This window comes from Sphingomonas sp. IC-11, from assembly GCF_021043365.1.
In the GTDB taxonomy this organism is placed as follows: Bacteria; Pseudomonadota; Alphaproteobacteria; order Sphingomonadales; family Sphingomonadaceae; genus Sphingomonas.
This window is the reverse complement of the sequence record NZ_JAJNDU010000002.1, coordinates 358,059-375,243: the sequence shown is the minus strand read 5'-3', so window position 1 is coordinate 375,243 and position 17,185 is coordinate 358,059. Positions and strand designations below refer to the sequence as shown.

The 17,185-nt window shown below is 65.4% G+C and carries 13 protein-coding genes; 10 read left to right on the top strand and 3 right to left on the bottom strand.

Annotation, left to right across the window (positions count from 1 at the left end):
- Positions 1–30 precede the first annotated feature (30 nt).
- The gene (locus tag LQ954_RS10385; RefSeq protein ID WP_227771667.1) at positions 31–567 is read left to right on the top strand and encodes a response regulator transcription factor; all 537 of its coding nucleotides are present in this window, start codon (positions 31–33) and stop codon (positions 565–567) included.
- 55 nt (positions 568–622) lie between these two features.
- Complete coding sequence (locus LQ954_RS10380; protein WP_227771668.1) at positions 623–2,113, top strand: diguanylate cyclase domain-containing protein; 1,491 nt, start codon at positions 623–625, stop codon at positions 2,111–2,113.
- Positions 2,114–2,143: 30 nt separating this feature from the next.
- Here the strand turns inward: LQ954_RS10380 and LQ954_RS10375 are convergent, their stop codons facing one another.
- Complete coding sequence (locus tag LQ954_RS10375) at positions 2,144–2,320, bottom strand: hypothetical protein (RefSeq protein ID WP_227771669.1); 177 nt, start codon at positions 2,318–2,320, stop codon at positions 2,144–2,146.
- 132 nt (positions 2,321–2,452) lie between these two features.
- Here LQ954_RS10375 and LQ954_RS10370 point away from each other — a divergent pair, with 132 nt between their 5' ends.
- On the top strand, positions 2,453–3,757 hold the full coding sequence (locus LQ954_RS10370; protein WP_227771670.1) for a cation:proton antiporter: 1,305 nt from the start codon (positions 2,453–2,455) through the stop codon (positions 3,755–3,757).
- Between the two features lie 4 nt (positions 3,758–3,761).
- Here the strand turns inward: LQ954_RS10370 and LQ954_RS10365 are convergent, their stop codons facing one another.
- Both LQ954_RS10365 and LQ954_RS10360 read right to left on the bottom strand, forming a co-directional pair.
- Positions 3,762–4,166 (bottom strand): DUF6165 family protein, encoded by a 405-nt coding sequence (locus tag LQ954_RS10365; protein WP_227771671.1) that lies wholly within the window; start codon positions 4,164–4,166, stop codon positions 3,762–3,764.
- Positions 4,123–5,067, bottom strand: coding sequence for a glycosyltransferase family 9 protein (locus LQ954_RS10360; protein ID WP_231022986.1), 945 nt, complete (start codon positions 5,065–5,067; stop codon positions 4,123–4,125). The genes LQ954_RS10365 and LQ954_RS10360 overlap by 44 nt, the downstream gene beginning before the upstream one ends.
- Before the next feature lie 196 nt (positions 5,068–5,263).
- Here LQ954_RS10360 and LQ954_RS10355 point away from each other — a divergent pair, with 196 nt between their 5' ends.
- The 7 genes from LQ954_RS10355 to uvrA all read left to right on the top strand — a co-directional run bounded on the left by LQ954_RS10355 (position 5,264) and on the right by uvrA (position 17,174).
- Positions 5,264–6,133, top strand: a complete 870-nt coding sequence (locus tag LQ954_RS10355) for a TIGR04290 family methyltransferase (RefSeq protein ID WP_231022985.1) — start codon at positions 5,264–5,266, stop codon at positions 6,131–6,133.
- Positions 6,075–7,001, top strand: coding sequence for a glycosyl hydrolase (locus tag LQ954_RS10350; protein WP_231022984.1), 927 nt, complete (start codon positions 6,075–6,077; stop codon positions 6,999–7,001). The genes LQ954_RS10355 and LQ954_RS10350 overlap by 59 nt, the downstream gene beginning before the upstream one ends.
- An 11-nt stretch (positions 7,002–7,012) precedes the next feature.
- Entirely contained in the window at positions 7,013–7,987 is a 975-nt protein-coding gene (locus LQ954_RS10345; RefSeq protein WP_231022983.1) for a Gfo/Idh/MocA family protein, read from the top strand.
- A 5-nt stretch (positions 7,988–7,992) separates the two neighbouring features.
- Positions 7,993–9,054: a polysaccharide pyruvyl transferase family protein gene (locus tag LQ954_RS10340; protein ID WP_231022982.1), complete on the top strand. Its 1,062-nt coding sequence runs from the start codon at positions 7,993–7,995 to the stop codon at positions 9,052–9,054.
- On the top strand, positions 9,041–10,546 hold the full coding sequence (locus LQ954_RS10335) for a Coenzyme F420 hydrogenase/dehydrogenase, beta subunit C-terminal domain (RefSeq protein WP_231022981.1): 1,506 nt from the start codon (positions 9,041–9,043) through the stop codon (positions 10,544–10,546). The genes LQ954_RS10340 and LQ954_RS10335 overlap by 14 nt, the downstream gene beginning before the upstream one ends.
- A 248-nt stretch (positions 10,547–10,794) precedes the next feature.
- Complete coding sequence (locus LQ954_RS10330; RefSeq protein WP_231022980.1) at positions 10,795–14,043, top strand: TonB-dependent receptor domain-containing protein; 3,249 nt, start codon at positions 10,795–10,797, stop codon at positions 14,041–14,043.
- A 215-nt stretch (positions 14,044–14,258) separates the two neighbouring features.
- On the top strand, positions 14,259–17,174 hold the full coding sequence (gene uvrA / locus LQ954_RS10325; RefSeq protein ID WP_231022979.1) for an excinuclease ABC subunit UvrA: 2,916 nt from the start codon (positions 14,259–14,261) through the stop codon (positions 17,172–17,174).
- The last annotated feature ends 11 nt before the right edge of the window (positions 17,175–17,185 follow it).

Here is a 17,185-nt window from a genome sequence, read left to right as displayed (position 1 = left end):
GTTCACCGCAACAGCCTGCCGGAGACAGCGATGAGCACCGAACGCCGGATCCTGATCGTCGAGGACGACGAAACGTTCGCGCGCACGCTTCAGCGGTCGTTTGAACGACGCGGCTATAGGGTCTGGCTGGCGCATGGTCCCGCTGAGATGGAGGCGGTGCTGGAAGAGGCCCGGCCGGGCTTCGCGGTCGTCGATCTGAAGCTCGGCAACGCGTCGGGCCTCGCTTGTGTCGAAAGGCTGCATGGCTTCGATCCCGCCATGCTGATTGTGGTGCTGACCGGCTTCGCCAGCATCGCCACGGCGGTGGAGGCGATCAAGCTTGGCGCCTGTCACTACCTGGCCAAGCCTTCCAATACCGATGACATCGAGGCCGCGTTCAGCAAGGCGGCGGAGGGGAATGCCGATGTGCCGATCGAAGGGCGCAGCACCTCCATCAAAACGCTCGAATGGGAACGGATCAACGAAACGCTGGCCGAAACCGGATTCAACATCTCGGAAACTGCCCGCCGTCTCGGCATGCACCGCCGCACCCTTGCGCGGAAGCTGGAAAAAAAGCCGCTGCGTTGAGGCACGACGGACCGTGTTAACCTGGATCTAATGCATGGCCGGTTAAGTAGCGGCCATGTTCCCGGTTTACGAAGAGGAACGCCTCGCGGCGCTGCGTTCGCTGGAGGTGCTGGATACGCCGTCGGAGCCCGAGTTTGAGGCGATCGTCCAGGCGGCTCGTCACATCTTCGACTCCCGCATGGCCTTTGTGTCGCTGGTCGATGCGGACCGCCAGTGGTTCAAGGCACGCTGCGGCCTGGATGAACCTGAAACACCGCGCGAATTCTCGATCTGCCAATATGTCGTCGCGACCGACGACATGCTCGTCATTCCCGACATGCTCGCGGATCCGCGCTTCGTGTCGAGCGTGGTGGTCACCGGCCCCCCGCACATCCGCTCCTACGCCGGTGTCCCGCTGCGCCAGGGCACGTCGCCTGATGCGCGCAAGCTGCCCATCGGCACTCTGTGCGTCGCGGATGATCGCCTGCTGACGTTCACCCCCGAAAAGCTTGCGCTGCTGCAGGGTCTTGCCGGCGTCATCGAAAGCACTCTGGAAGCACGCCGTGAACGGATCGAGAGCCTGAAGCTCGCCCTGTCGCGGCAACAGGCGCTGATCGAGAGCGAACGTGCCCACCGCTTGCTGCAACAGGCGGAACGCATGGCGCGTGTCGGCTCCTGGCGTCTCGACCTCGCGAACAACGATACGCACTGGTCGGCCCAGACCTATGCGATCCATCAACTGCCGCCCGTCGGCAGGCCGGAGCTGGAGAAGGCACTGCTCCATTATCCGCCGGCCGACCGGGCGCGGGTGCAGGAGGCGCTGGCTGCCTGCGCCGTGAATGGTCAGCCCTGGGATCTGGAGGTCGACCTCATCAATGCCAAGGGCATGCTTCGTCGCATCCGGCTGATGGGCGAAGCCGAAGTTCGCGACCGTCGCGTGGTGGCGATCATCGGCGTGATGCAGGACATCACCGAACGCTACAAGGTGGAGCGAAGGCTGCGGGAATTCGCGCTCACTGACGAGTTGACCGGCCTCGCCAGCCGCCGCGCCTTCAACGGAACGCTGGACGAGGCACTCGTCACTACCCCTGCCTGTGGCTCCGCCCTTGCCGTCGCCATCATCGATCTCGACCGCTTCAAGGAAGTGAACGATCGTCTCGGCCATCCCACTGGCGACGAGGTGCTTCGCGCCATGGCCGCCAAGCTCAGCGCTGCCGATTATCTCGGTGACTATCTGGCCGCTCGCCTTGGCGGCGACGAATTCGTGGTGATGCTCCGCGGCAGCCACGCGGCCGAACGGCTGGCGGAGGGGATCGAGCAGTTGCTCACCGACCTTCGCCACACTGTCTATGGCGAAGGCGCCGATCCCCACGCCGGGATCACAGTGTCGGCAACAATCGGTGCCTGCGTCCGCGATGCGGCTCATGCTGATCGGCCCTCGCTGATGAAGGCCGCGGACGAAGCGCTTTACGTGGCAAAGCGGACACGGCGGGGCACCGGCGCGATTGCCGGATGTGACGGCATTCTCGTCGCCCATGGCGCTGCACCGGTGGAAGGGGCGGCGTAACCGCCCGTTCGCTGCGGTTGACGGCCGCGGTCACCCCGGCTGTCGCGGCGTCCACTTCCCTTTGGTCCGGCTCGTCAGGTGAAACTGGCCGCAGCGATCGCAGCGATAGATGCGCAGCGTGATGGCCGCCTTCTGCGCGGCGGCAAGCGCGTTCGCTTCCTCGGCAAAGCGCAGCTTGCGGCGGCAGGAACTCAGTTTCGTCCGCAAAGCCCGCCCTTCCCTGACTTGGCGCTCACGACAGGAGTGCACGCCCGCCGTCCATGACCGAAGCGGGTCCATCTCGCCCCCCGGGCACGCCGTCGCACCGCAACAATCCGGTGTTGAGGCGTTACACCGCGGATGCCCTCATTCTCCACCCCCGATCCGTACATCCTGTGGCTGACCGGGGCGGGGGTGCTGATCGCTCTTGTCGCATGGTTGCCGATGGCGCTGCGCAAGCTGCCGCTGTCTTTGCCGATCATCTGCATCGGCATCGGTGCGGCGATATTCTCGCTCCCCGCCGTGCGATGGCAACCGATGCCGTTCGATTATCCGGACGTGACGGAGCGGCTGACCGAGTTCGTCGTGATCATCGCGCTGATGGGGGCGGGCCTGAAGTTGGACCGGATCTTCCGTTGGCGCCACTGGGGCGTGACATGGCGGCTGCTCGCGATCACCATGCCTTTGGGGATCGCCGCAATCACCCTGCTGGGTGCCTGGTGGCTTGGCCTTGGCTGGATCGCGGCACTGCTGCTGGGTGCCTGCCTGGCGCCGACCGATCCGGTGCTTGCCGCCGATGTCCAGGTCGGTCCGCCCAAATCGAATGACGAAGACGAGGTCCGTTTCGGCCTGACGTCAGAGGCCGGGCTTAACGACGGGTTCGCCTTTCCATTCGTGCACCTCGCCATCGTACTCGGCACCCTTGCCGCCACTGGCCAGCCCTGGGCGAAGACCTGGGTTCTGGAAAATGTGGTGTGGGAGGTCGCTGTGGGCGTGGGTGCCGGCTGGCTGATCGGCAAGGCCTTTGGCTGGCTCACCTTTCACGTCCCCGCCGAAACCAAGCTGGCGGCCACCGGCGATGGCCTGATCGCGGTGGCCGCCACCTTCGTGTCCTATGGTTTGACGGAGGTGGTTCACGCCTACGGCTTCCTGTCGGTGTTCGTCACCGCGCTGGCGTTGCGCCGGTCGCATCGCGATCATGAATTCAACCATCAGATGCACGCCCTCACCGAACAGGTGGAGCGAATCGCCATGATGGTGCTGCTGATCCTGTTCGGCGGCGCGCTCGTGGATGGCTTGCTGGCGGCGCTGCGCTGGACCGATATCGTGGCGGCGGCGTTGATGATCCTGATCGTTCGTCCGGTCACCGGGCTGATCGGCCTCGCTGGCTTCCGGGCGGATCGGTCGGAAAAGCTCACCATCGCCTTTTTCGGGATTCGCGGCGTCGGCTCCTTTTACTATCTCGCTTATGCCCTCAACCGGATGGAACTGGCCGAGGCGGATCGCTTATGGGCGATCGTCGGCATCACCGTGCTGTTCTCGATCCTGCTTCACGGGCTGACGGTCACCCCGGCCATGCGCCTGCTGGATCGCCAGCACGGACGCGATCCCGATCGAACGGCCGCGCCGCCCCCGGGGCTGCAAGGCCCAGCGGCGGAATCGTGAACCGCTAGGCAGCTACGCGGCTGGCGTAGCTCTTTTCTTCGATCAGATCGGATTCCAGCTTCAGGTTGATCTCGCGCTTGATCGCTGCCCGCTCATCATTGCGCTGATAGACGGCGCGGGCGAGCCGGATGAAATCAGCGCCGAACTCGCGCGCCGCCTCCTGCTCCCGAATGGCGTCCTCGATCTCCCACAGTGCTTCGTTCACCGCCTTCAGCGCGCGGACCAGCGGGGCGATGCCGCTCCGGTTCAGCACCTGCGCACCGATGGAGCGCAACAGGCGATATTCGCGCAGCACATTCTCCCGCGCTTCGGCGCGCGTGATCCGCTCGCGCTTGATCTCCAGGATGGTGATCTTGTCGAGCAATTCACCCCAGGACACGGGAACTGACGGTGCTGCGATACTCGCCATGGGCCGACCTTTCGTGGTTGGTGACAATGGTGTTCGGGTTGGTCAGGTCGCGAACGACGCGGGCGATCACGCCTGCCCAGTCGCCCGGCGTTTCCTGCACATAAAGGCGCATGTCCGGGTACCACGGCGTGTTCGTCGCCGCCGGGTTCCACCGCCAGTCCGGCTCCGCCTTCAGCAGCAGCCAGGTGGGGCGGCCGAGCGCGCCGGCCAGATGTGCGATCATCGTGTCCACCGTGATGACCAGATCGCAGGCGGCCACCAGCGCTGCCGTCGCATCCATGGCAAAGGGGCAGCCCGCCGGATTCAGTACCGGCAGTGTCGTTGGTTCGGCAACCAGCGTGATACAGCGCTTGGCCGCAGCGATTGGCGCGAACAGCACCGGATCGAGGGAGCGCGCCGGATCCCAGTCACCGCCCTGATGACACAGGCCGATCGTACCTGCGGGCAATGCGGCCGGGCTCGCGCGCAGATAGGGAAAGTCGCTCGCGTCTGGCTTTGCCCGCAGCGCAAAGGGCAGCTCTGTGATTTCAAGGTCGCAATCTGCCGGCGGAAGCGGATGGGCATGGTCGAACGGCGCAAGGGTCAACGGAGCGTCGAGGCTGGCGAGCAACGGGTGCAGCCGTTCGGGTGCCTCCACCGTTACTCGTGCGGCACGGGCGGCCAGCGCGGGCAGAAACCGCGCGAACTGGATCGTGTCACCCAGCCCGTGATAGCACCGCACCAGCACGTCCCGCCCATCGAAGGGGCGACCATCCCATACCCAGCGCAAGTGATAGGGCAGCTTTGGATCGTCACGCGTCGCGGGATCACGCGTCGCCAGATCGCGCGCGGAAAGTGCCCACGCGCGGGAGTAATCCTCCGCCCGCATCGCTGAAACCCAATTCAGTGCGCCCTCCTCCATCAACAAAGCTGAATGTCGCGAAGGCGTCGCAGGTTCCCTCCCCTGCCCTGCGGCCACGAGAAAGCCGCAGGTGAAACGGGTCAGGGAACAGCTTTGAAGTACGTTCGTTAGGCGTAACGAGGTTCCCCCTGCCATCGCGTGCTGGGGGCCATCATCTTGGGCGCCGCATGTCGCGGGCCGTCATCCAGGGGGCGCGATGCCGGTAGCCGCACGTTCGAATGACCAAACGCGGGATCGCGAGCTAAGTAGTAGCATCGCCGCGCTCGCTCCGTGGTTTCACAACATCGACCTGAACGGCGTGCAGACCGCGCCCGATCATTTCCTTGGCAATTATCCCGGCGACAAGTTCGCCCGCTTTGCGCCGATCTTTCCCGCGGACCTCACCGGCAAGAGCGTGCTCGACATCGGCTGCAACGCCGGCTTCTACTCGGTCGAGGCGCTGCGCCGCGGCGCCGAGCGGGTCGTGGGGATCGACAGCGACGATCGCTATCTCGCCCAGGCTCGGCTCGCCACGGACGCGCTCGGCTTCACCGGCGTCGAGTTCCGCAAGCTATCGGTCTACGACGTCGCCGCGCTTGGCGAGAGGTTCGACCTCGTGATCTTCATGGGTGTCCTCTATCACCTGCGCCACCCCTTGCTCGCGCTGGACCTGATCCGTGAGCATGTGGCGGGCGACGCCATGCTGTTTCAAACGCTTCAGCAGGGCTCGCAGGATGTAGCCGACGCGCCCGAGGATCACCCGTTCTTCGAACCCGGCACCTATCGGCAGCCGGCCTATTTCGATGCGCCCGGCTATCCCAAGATGCATTTCATTGAACGCAAGTTCGCCGGCGACTGGACGAACTGGTGGGCGCCCAACGCTGCCGCCAGCCAGGCGATGCTTCGCGCCGCCGGCTTCACCGTCGAGGCTCAGGCCGACGGCGACGTCTATTTCTGCCGGGTCGCACCGGTTCCGTTCGGCCAATATGGTCCAACGGCAGTCTATCCAGCCAAGGGGGAACAAGTTCGTGATCGAAGCGGCGATGATCTGGAACGAGCCGAACAACAAATCGCATTGGGATCCTGAGATCGACCCGGATTGGTCCTCCTACGCCGATCACGTCATTCGCGCGGGGAATTCGATCGCGGCGATCAATCCGTCGGTCACACGCGTGCTGGGCGGCATGTCCCCGATCGACCCGCAATGGGTGAACCGGATGCGGGCGCATGGCGCACTCGACGCGGTGGACGTGGTTGCCGTGCATGGCTTCCCGCTCGACTGGAATTTGTGGTCGATCCACGACTGGCCCAAGAAGATCGCGGAGATCGAGGCGGTGGTCCGCGACAAGCCGGTCTGGGTGACGGAAGTGGGCGTCGGCTCGTTCGGCGCGGAGGAAGTGCAAGTATTCGGCGTCGAGAAGACGGCGGAGCTGCTCGTCGGCCGCGTGCCGAACATCTATTGGTATTCGCTGTTCGATCTGCCGCAGTCCTGGGGCGCCACCACCCGCCACCGCGAGGCGGAAGGATCGAGCTATTACCGTCACTTCTACATGGGCCTGATCCGCGAAGACGGAACGGCGAAGCCGGCGCTTGATGTCTATGCGCGCCACGCCGCCGACATGGGGCTGATGCAATGGTTCCATTTCGAGGATCCGCGGCTTGACGAGGCAGTCGGCTGGCTGAAGCGGCTCGGCACGCGCAAGCTGCGCACCGGCCTCAGCTGGGCCGATCGGTTCCGCCCGGGCGCGCTCGACTGGTTCGATCGCCAGATGGAGGCGCTGGCCGATTTCGAGGTCACCGTCACCTTCTGCTTCACGCCCGAGCATCTCGGCGTACAGCCGCATCACACCAGCCCGGCGCGCGATCCGCAGATGTTTGCCGATTTCTGCGCCGAGATGATCGATCGCTATGCGCCCGCCCAGGCCGCACCGCTCAAGCTCGTCGCCTCGGCCTGAAAGACACACGCATGAAGCCCCGTCTCGGGTTCCTGGGAACCGGCTGGATCGGCCGGCATCGCATGGCTGCCATGGTCGCAACGGGGGCGGTAGAAGCCGTCGCCGTCTGCGATCCCTCGCCGGAATGTATCGCGGAGGCGGCTAATGTCGCCCCGACGATCCGCATCGTCGACTCGCTCGACGCAATGCTCGCGCTCGACATCGATGGCGTGGTGATCGCGACGCCCAGCGCGCTGCACGCCGATCAGTCGATCCAGGCGCTTCAGGCGGGCAAGGCGGTCTTCTGCCAAAAGCCGCTCGGCCGCACCGCGGCAGAGGTGGATGCGGTGATCGCTGCCGCGCGAGAGGCGGATCGGCTGCTCGGCGTCGATCTGTCCTATCGCCACACTGCCGGTATGGAAGCGATCGCCAGCCTGATCGGCGAAGGCGCGCTGGGTGACATCTTTGCGATCGATCTCACCTTTCACAACGCCTACGGCCCGGACAAGCCGTGGTTCTACGATCCGGTACAGTCAGGCGGCGGCTGCGTGGTCGACCTCGGCGTCCACCTTGTCGACCTCGCGCTTTGGGCGCTCGGCTTTCCCAAGGCGACCGACGCGCACGCCGCGCTCTTTGCGGGCGGTCAGCCACTCCACCCCGGCTCTGTCGAGGATTATGCCAGCGCCAGCTTCAACGCCGGCGGCACCAACGTCCGGCTCACTTGCTCCTGGCGCCTTCACGCCGGGCAGGATGCGGTGATCGCGGCCGATTTCTACGGCACCAACGGCGGCGCCGCCTTCCGCAACGTCGGCGGCAGCTTCTACGATTTCACTGCCGACCACTTCACCGGTACCGCGGCCCACCGCTTGACGGACGGTGCCGACGATTGGGGTGGCCGTGCCGCCGCCGCTTGGGCGACGCAGCTTGCGCAAAGCCCGCGCTTCGATCCCGCCGCCGATCATTTCGCCCGCTCGGCAGAGGTGCTTGACCTCATCTACGGTCGCTGATCGGCATGGCAGCACGAAAGATTGGCGTCCTCACCTTCCATCGTTCAATCAACTACGGCTCTTATTGGCAGGCGCGCTGCCTGGTGGAGGGGCTCCGCGCCCGGGGTGTGGATGCCGAGCTGCTCGATCACCGCTCGCGCCGCGTGGAATGGCGCGAAGCGCGCAACGCGTTCCAGCCCACGCTTCCCGTCCGCACCGATCCGCGCCACTTCGCCGCGCTCGGCCGCAAGACCCGCGCGCTGATCGCCGCCGTCGACGCGCTCCCGCTGTCCCCGCCCTTCCCGCTCGAGGATCCGACGCGCGCGCCGCGATACGACACGGTTGTGGTCGGCAGCGACGAGGTGTGGAACTTCCGCCATCCATGGTATTCCGGCGCATCGATCTTCTTCGGCGAAGGGCTGAACACCGATCGCCTCGTCTCCTACGCGGCAAGTGTCGGTAATCACGACGCGGCAGACGGCATCGACAACCATTGGCTCGATCGCCTCCGCCGCTTCCATGCGATCTCCGTGCGCGATGAGAACAGTCGCGCATTGCTCACCGGCCTGGCGCGGGAGATCCCGCTCGTCCTTGATCCCTGCCTGCAATTCCCGAACGTGATTCCCGACGCAGCCACACCCGCCGGCAAGCGTTACGCCGTGGTGTACGGCCACAGCTTCCCGGATTGGTTTACCGCTCAGCTTCGCCGCTGGGCGGACCGCACCGACACCCGCCTCGTCACGATCGGCTATCCCAGCCAAATCGCGGACGAGGCCAGGATTGATGCCACTGCGGCCGATTTCTCCTCATTGATCGCCGGTGCGTGCGCGGTCGCGACCAATTTCTTCCACGGCTGCGTCTTTGCGATCCGCCACAATCGCCCGTTCGTCTGCGCCGCCTCGCCCTATCGCCGCAACAAGGTGCAGGACCTCACCCGTATCCTGGGGCTGCAGGATCACCTCGTCGCCGAGGGCCTCAGCGACACCGCCTTCGCCGATCGCCTCGCGGCCCTGCCGGCCGACCTCGCCGACCGCCTCGCGACCGCCCGCGCCGCCTCCACCCGCTTCCTCGACCATGCCCTCGCTTAAGGCCCTCACTCCCGCCGACATCGTGGAATCGGGGCTGTGCATCGGCTGCGGGGGTTGCGCGACAAAGGGCATGGCCTGGGATCGCTATGGTCAGCGCAAGCCAAGCGCCGCGACACTCTCGAATTATCGAACCGGTACGATCGACCCTGCCCCGGCAACCATCGATCCGCAAATGCACGGATCGCACGTCGGGCGGCACAGCGGAGACCAGGCCCGGCCAGCGCTGTCCGAAGGGGCCATTCCCTCGGCGACGATAACCAGCCCACCCGCCCCGAGCGGCGCTGCCTTCGCCGCCACCTGCCCCTTCTCCCCCGCGGCGCGCAACGAGGACCAACTCGCCGCAGCCCGCTTCCCGAAAGCCTCTCACCACGATCCCCGCCTCGGCCGCTACGAGGCCAATTACGTCGGCCACGCCGAGCAAGCCCCTTTTCGCGAGCGCGGCAGTTCCGGCGGCATGGTCAGCTGGGTCGCCGCAGACCTGCTTGCATCCGGTCAGATCGACGGCGTCGCGCACGTCATCCCCTCGACTGGCGAGCGCCTGTTCCACTACCGCATCTCGCGCACCCCCGATCAGATCCTGGAAGGCGCCCGGTCGCGCTATTATCCCGTCGATCTCGCGGAGGTGCTGGCCGAGATCCGCGCCACGCCTGGCCGCTATGCTATCGTCGGCGTGCCCTGCTTCATCAAGGCGGTCAGCCTGCTGCGCGAACAGGATCCGATCCTGAACGAACGCATCACCCACCTGCTCGGCCTGTTCTGCGGTCATATGAAAAGCGCCGCCTTCGTCGACAGCTTCGCCTGGCAGCTCGATGTGAACCGCAAGGATGTGCGCGCGGTGGAATATCGCCGCAAAAATCCCGATCGCCCCGCCAATTGGTACACCGCGCACCTGACCCTCGACGACGGCACCGCGCGCTGGCAGGACTGGTTTCACCTTGCCGATGGTGACTGGGGGGCCGGCTTCTTCCAGAACTCCGCCTGCGACGCATGCGACGATGTCGTCGCGGAATGCGCCGACGTGTCGTTCGGGGATGCGTGGGTGGAGCCTTACTCCTCCGACGGCCGCGGCACCAACGTGGTGATCGTTCGCTCGCCGGACATTGCCGGCCGCATTTCCTCGGCGATCGCGGACGGCCGCCTCGACCTGAAGGCTGTCGATGCGGACTTCATCGCGAATACCCAGGCCGCCGGCTTTCGCCAGCGTCGTGAGGGGCTGGCCTATCGCCTCACCTGGCAAAAGCGCCGCGTAACGCCCGTCAAGCGCGTTGCCCCGCGGGCAACCGGCCATCCGCCGCGCCGCCGCGCCATCTATCGCCTGCGCGCCGGCATTGCCCGCTGGAGCCACCGAATGGCCTTTGCGGCCAAACGACTGAACCGCCCCGCGCTCTACACCCGCTGGGCCAAGGCAAGCCTCTACGTCTACCAGGCGATCGCCTACAAACGCGGTCGCCTGGGTCGCCTGCTCGCGCGCCTCGACGGCGTGGAAGGCTGAGCACAAAGAGAAAGCGGCCGCCGAAGCGACCATTTACGTGGCACGCACCCTGGGCCGCAGGCGCCCGCGTGGTCCGTTCCCGGTTGATCACGCAATTGCCCGGTCAACGCCGCAGACATCACCAATCCGCATGCGATGTGACAGTTATGTCACGAAAGTTTCAAAAGTCACTTTCTGCTGCACCGCACGGTTGCGATCAAGCACCAGAACGGGTCTGCGGGTCGGCCCACGTTCAGGGTAATGAAAAGGTGTTTGTCAATGCGTACTTTCCACTGGTTTCGGCCACTGCGCTGGCGACCGCCGCCGTCGTGGTGCCAGGGGTTGCGCTGGCGCAGAGCGAGCCGCAGTCCGGCGAACCGTCGACTGTTGGTGCCGCTACCGGCGAGCAGGAAGCTGATCCGTCCAACGAAACGATTGTGGTCACCGGTACGCGTATCCGTCGTCCCAACGACGATGCGCCGACGCCGATCACGACGTTCGATTCACAGCAGATTTTCTCCACCGGTCGCGTCGCGGTCGGTGACGCTTTGAACCAGCTTCCGCAGTTCCGTTCGTCGCTGGGTTCGCAGAACTCCACCTCGGGCCTCGGTGTTCGCGGTGTGAACTTCCTCGACCTGCGCTCGCTGGGCCGTGCCCGCACGCTGGTGCTCGTCAATGGCCGCCGCCATGTGTCGGCCGACATCATCAACAACGGCAACGCCGTCGACATCAACGCGATGCCGACCGACCTGATCGAGAATATCGAAGTCGTCACCGGTGGTGCGTCGTCGGCAGTTTACGGGTCGGATGCGATCGCGGGCGTGGTCAACTTCAAGCTGAAGCGTGACTATGACGGTATCGCGCTTCGCGGTCAGACCGGCATCAGCGACTATGGCGATGCGGGTAACCAGTATCTTTCGCTCGTCGCCGGCAAGAACTTCGCCGACGGCCGCGGCAACATCGCGTTCAACGCCGAATTCGCCCATCAGAGCGACTATTACGCGTCTGGCCGTCCGAACCTGCGCCAGAACGACGCCTTCATCGTCGTCGACACCGACAGCGGTGTTGCATTTGACGATGTGCCGGATCGTAGGTTCTTCCGCGACCTGCGCAGCGCCACGATTTCGCTGGGTGGCCAGCTCGGCTTCCGTCAGGGCGCCAACCCGGGGTGCGGCGTTGACGCAGTCGGCGCGGCCTTCACCTGCGGCTATCTGTTCGATCGCAACGGCAACCTGACGCCGCAGACCGGCGACCGGGTCGGCCTGGGCCCGAACGGCAACTACATCGGCGGCAATGGCACGACGAGCCGCGAAAGCCGCCTCACCGCCCTCTCGCCCGACGTGAAGCGTTACGTCTTCAACGCGCTCGGCCACTTCGAAGTGTCGGAGGGCTTCGTCCCCTTCTTCGAGGCCAAGTACGTTCGCACCGAAGCAAGCGGCTCGCAGAGCGGTCCGTTCTTCTCGCAGGGCCAGACGCTCTCCGATGGCGTGGCGATCGCTGGGTTCACCGACCGCTCCTACTCGAACGCTGGTTCGGGTTCCGTCAACCGTGAAGGCATCCGCCTCGACAACCCGTATCTCAACGCGGCAGCCCGCGCGACGATTGCGGGCCAGCTTCGCAACTCGATCATTTCGGGCGTGAACCCGAACACGGGCGCCGCATTCAGCGGTGCGTCTGCCGCCGCCAACCAGGCAGCAGCGCTGGCCCAGGTCGACGCTGGCACCTATCGTTTCAGCCTGCGTCGCAACTGGCTGGACCTCGGTATCCGCGACGAGCAGATCAAGCGTGATACCTTCCGCTTCGTCGGTGGTGTCCGCGGCGACTTCAACGACGACTGGAACTACGAAGTTTCGGTGAACTACGGTGAGCACCGCGAAAACAATCTGATCGTCGGCAACGTGAACACCCAGCGCTACCTGCTGGCGCTGGACACGACGCGCAACGCCGCTGGTCAGATCGTCTGCCGCGCGCAGGTCGACGGCGCCTATGCCGGCAGCGACCTGGGTGGCAATCCGGCACAGCTCGCGGCCGATATCGCTGCCTGCGTACCGCTCAACCCGTTCGGCGAGGGCTCGGTCAGCGAGGCTGCGCGCAACTACATCCTGTCGCCGACCGAAGCTTCGGGCAAGGCAACGCAGCTCGTCGTCAACGGCTTCGTCGCGGGTGATTCCAGCCAACTGTTCGAACTGCCCGGTGGCCCGGTCGGTTTCTCGGTCGGTGGCGAATATCGCCGCGAAACGCTGAGCTATGACCTCGATCCGCTGACCCAGGCGGGCTACAACTTCTACAACGCAATCCCCAGCTTCCGCGCACCGGCGTTCGAAGTGAAGGAAGCGTTCGGCGAATTGTCGATCCCCCTGCTGAAGGACGTGTTCCTGATCAAGGAACTGACGATCTCGGGTGCGGCCCGCGTTGCGGACTACTCCGGTTCGGTCGGCACCGTCGTGGCGTGGAACGGCAACGCGACCTGGCGTCCGGTCGACGACCTGCTGCTGCGTGGCGGTTACTCGCGTTCGGTGCGTTCGCCGTATCTGGGTGAGCTGTACTCGCCGCTTGGTCAGAATTACGCCCCCAACCCGACGAACGACCCTTGCTCGGCCCGCAACATCAACACGGGTTCGGCGACGCGCGCGGCGAATTGTGCGGCGGCTGGCCGTCCGGCGGACTATGACTTCGTCTACACCTCGTCGCTGGAAATCCAGAGCGGTGGCAACCGTCAGCTTGAGGCGGAAACGTCCAACTCGCTGACGCTGGGCGGTGTGTTCACGCCGCGCTTCGTGCGGGGTCTGTCGCTGTCGGTCGACTATTATGACATCACGGTCAACAACGTGATCACGTCGCCGTCGGTCCAGCAGGCCTTGAACGCGTGCTACGACGCACCGAACCTCAACAACCAGTTCTGCGATCAGTTCACCCGCGCGGGTGCCAACGGTGGCCCGAACGGTGAAGAGGCGTTCCGGATCATCGAGGGATCGTTCCAGGATCTTCCGCAGAACTATGCCCGCTTCAAGACGCGCGGCATCGACACGCAGCTGGCCTATAACCGTGACTTCGGCTTCATGCGGGCGAACTTCAAGGCGGTCTGGACTCACCTGATCCAGCTCGACCAGTTCACCGATCCGTCGCGTCCGGACTTCAAGAACGTGCTGACCGGTGAGCTCAGCTACCCGAAGGATCAGGTGATCGCGTTCACCGATCTTCGCTTCGGTCAGTTCACGCTGGGCCACACGATCCGCTGGATCGACGGCATGTATCTGAACACGTTCGAAGACTATAACGGCGTGAACGGTCAGCCGCCGCAGAACCCGGACTATGCGACGATCCGCAAGTATCCGTCGGTCGTGTACAACGACATCCGGTTCGGCATCGACGTGGAAGACGATTTCACGCTCGACTTCGGCGTCAACAACGTAGGCGACGTCAAGCCGCCGTACGGTCTGACCGGCATCACCACCGGCTCGGGCATCTACGACAACCGCGGCCGCTTCTTCTATGCGGGCTTCCGCGCACGCTTCTGATCCAGTGATCAGATTGCAACTTCTGGGGGGTCGGCCACGCCGGCCCCCTTTTTTCATGTCAGCCCGCCGCTCATCGCTCAGCCTGAAGGTCGTTCAGAGCCAGGCGCGCGACGCCAGCACAACGCTCAATTCCGTCCCCCGGCTGGCATGCCCCGCCCCCGCTTCCTACATCTCCGGTCTATCCTCCCGACCGGAACGGAAGTAGAACTAAACGCATGCTGACTCACATCTCCGTCCGCGGCGCGCGCGAGCACAATCTCAAGGACGTAAGCGTCGATATCCCCCGGGATACGCTGACGGTGATCACCGGCCTCTCCGGCTCGGGAAAGTCGAGCCTCGCGTTCGACACCATCTATGCCGAGGGGCAGCGCCGCTACGTCGAGTCGCTGTCCGCCTACGCCCGCCAGTTCCTCGAACTGATGCAGAAGCCGGACGTCGATCATATCGAGGGGCTCTCGCCCGCCATCTCGATCGAGCAGAAGACCACAAGCCGCAACCCGCGCTCGACGGTCGCGACGGTGACGGAGATCTACGATTACATGCGCCTCCTCTGGGCGCGTGTCGGCATCCCCTATTCGCCCGTCACCGGGGAGCCGATCGCGGCGCAGACCGTCAGCCAGATGGTCGACCGGGTCATGGCGCTGCCCGAAGGCACGCGGCTCTACCTCCTCGCCCCCGTCGTGCGCGGCCGCAAGGGTGAGTATCGCAAGGAAATGGCCGAGTGGCAGAAGGCCGGCTTCACCCGCGTACGGATCGACGGCGAGATCCACGAGATCGAGGACGCGCCCGCGCTCGACAAGAAGTACAAGCATGACATCGAGGTCGTGGTCGATCGCCTCGCGGTGAACGCGGACATCGCGACGCGCCTCGCCGACAGTTTCGAAACCGCGCTGAAGCTCGCCGACGGCCTCGCGTACGTCGATCTCGCCGACGGCGTCGTCCTGGGGCGCGAGGATGAGGCCGCGTCCGGCGGCGCGATGAAGAACGCCGGCATCCCCGCCAACCGCATCGTCTTCTCCGAAAAGTTCGCCTGCCCGGTCAGCGGCTTCACCATCGCCGAGATCGAGCCGCGCCTCTTCTCCTTCAACGCCCCCCAGGGCGCCTGCCCGGCGTGCGACGGCCTCGGCGAGAAGCTCATCTTCGACGAGGATCTCGTCGTCCCCAACCACGCGCTCACCATCAAGAAGGGCGCCGTCGTCCCCTGGGCGAAGTCCAACCCGCCCTCACCCTATTACATGCAAGTGCTCGGCTCCCTCGCCCGCGCCTATGATTTCAGCCTCGACACCCCCTGGGCTGACCTTCCGGAGGAGGTGCGGAACATCATCCTCCACGGCACCAAGGGCAAGGCGGTCACCCTCACCTTCATCGACGGCAAGAAGAGCTACGACGTCAGCAAGCCGTTCGAGGGGGTCATCGGCAACCTTAACCGCCGCATGCTCCAGACCGAGAGCGCGTGGATGAAGGAGGAGCTCGGCAAGTACCAGTCGTCCCAGCCGTGCGAGGTCTGCCACGGCGCCCGCCTGAAGCCCGAGGCGCTGGCGGTAAAGGTCGCGATGCAGGACATCAGTCACGCGACCCACCTCTCGGTGGTCGACGCGCTCGCCTTCTTCACCGACCTGCCCAATCACCTCAACGACCAGCAGCGCGCCATCGCGGAGCGCATCCTCAAGGAAATCGTCGAGCGGCTGGGCTTCCTCAACAACGTCGGCCTCGACTATCTCAACCTCGATCGCACCTCCGGCACCCTGTCGGGCGGCGAGAGCCAGCGCATCCGCCTCGCCAGCCAGATCGGCAGCGGCCTCTCCGGCGTCCTCTACGTCCTCGACGAGCCCTCGATCGGCCTGCATCAGCGCGACAACGACATGCTGCTCGCCACGCTCCGCCGCCTGCGCGATCTCGGCAACACCGTGCTCGTCGTCGAGCATGACGAGGATGCGATCCGCACCGCCGATTATGTGATCGACATGGGCCCCGGCGCCGGCGTCCACGGCGGCCAGATCGTCGCCCAGGGCACGCTCAAGCAGCTCCTCAAGTCCAAGGGCAGCGTCACCGCCGATTACCTCAACGGCACCCGCGAGGTCCCCGTCCCGGCCAAGCGCCGCAAGGGCTCGGGCAAGAAGCTGACGGTGCACAACGCCACCGCTAACAACCTGACCGGCGTCACCGCCTCGATCCCGCTCGGCACCTTCACCTGCATCACCGGCGTCTCCGGCTCGGGCAAGTCCAGCTTCACCATCGACACGCTCTACGCCGCCGCCGCGCGCCAGCTGAACGGCGCCCGCATCCTCGCCGGCAAGCACGACAAGGTCACCGGGCTGCAGCATCTCGACAAGGTGATCGACATCGATCAGTCACCGATCGGCCGCACCCCGCGCTCGAACCCGGCCACCTACACCGGCGCCTTCACCCAGATCCGCGACTGGTTCGCCGGCCTGCCGGAGGCGCAGGCGCGCGGCTACAAGCCCGGCCGCTTCTCGTTCAACGTCAAGGGCGGCCGGTGCGAGGCGTGCCAGGGCGATGGCGTGCTCAAGATCGAGATGCACTTCCTCCCCGACGTCTACGTCACCTGCGACGTGTGCCACGGCGCGCGCTACAATCGCGAGACGCTGGAGGTGAAGTTCAAGGGCCACTCGATCGCCGACGTGCTCGACATGACGGTCGAGGACGCGGCGGAGTTCTTCAAGGCCGTGCCCCCGATCCGCGACAAGATGGCGATGCTGGTCGAGGTTGGCCTCGGCTACATCAAGGTCGGCCAGCAGGCGACGACGCTGTCCGGAGGCGAGGCGCAGCGCGTGAAGCTCGCCAAGGAACTCTCCCGCCGCGCCACCGGCAACACGCTCTATATCCTCGACGAGCCGACCACGGGCCTGCATTTCGAGGACGTGCGCAAGCTCCTCGAAGTGCTCCACGCCCTCGTCGAACAGGGCAACACCGTGGTGGTGATCGAGCACAACCTGGACGTCATCAAGACCGCCGACTGGGTGCTGGACCTGGGGCCCGAAGGCGGCGTCAAGGGCGGCGAGATCGTCGCCGAAGGCACGCCGGAAGTGGTGGCGGCGGAACCGCGGTCATTTACGGGCAAGTATCTGGCGCCCTTGCTGGGGAAGCGGGAGGCCGAAGCGGCGGAGTGAGGACCGGAAGT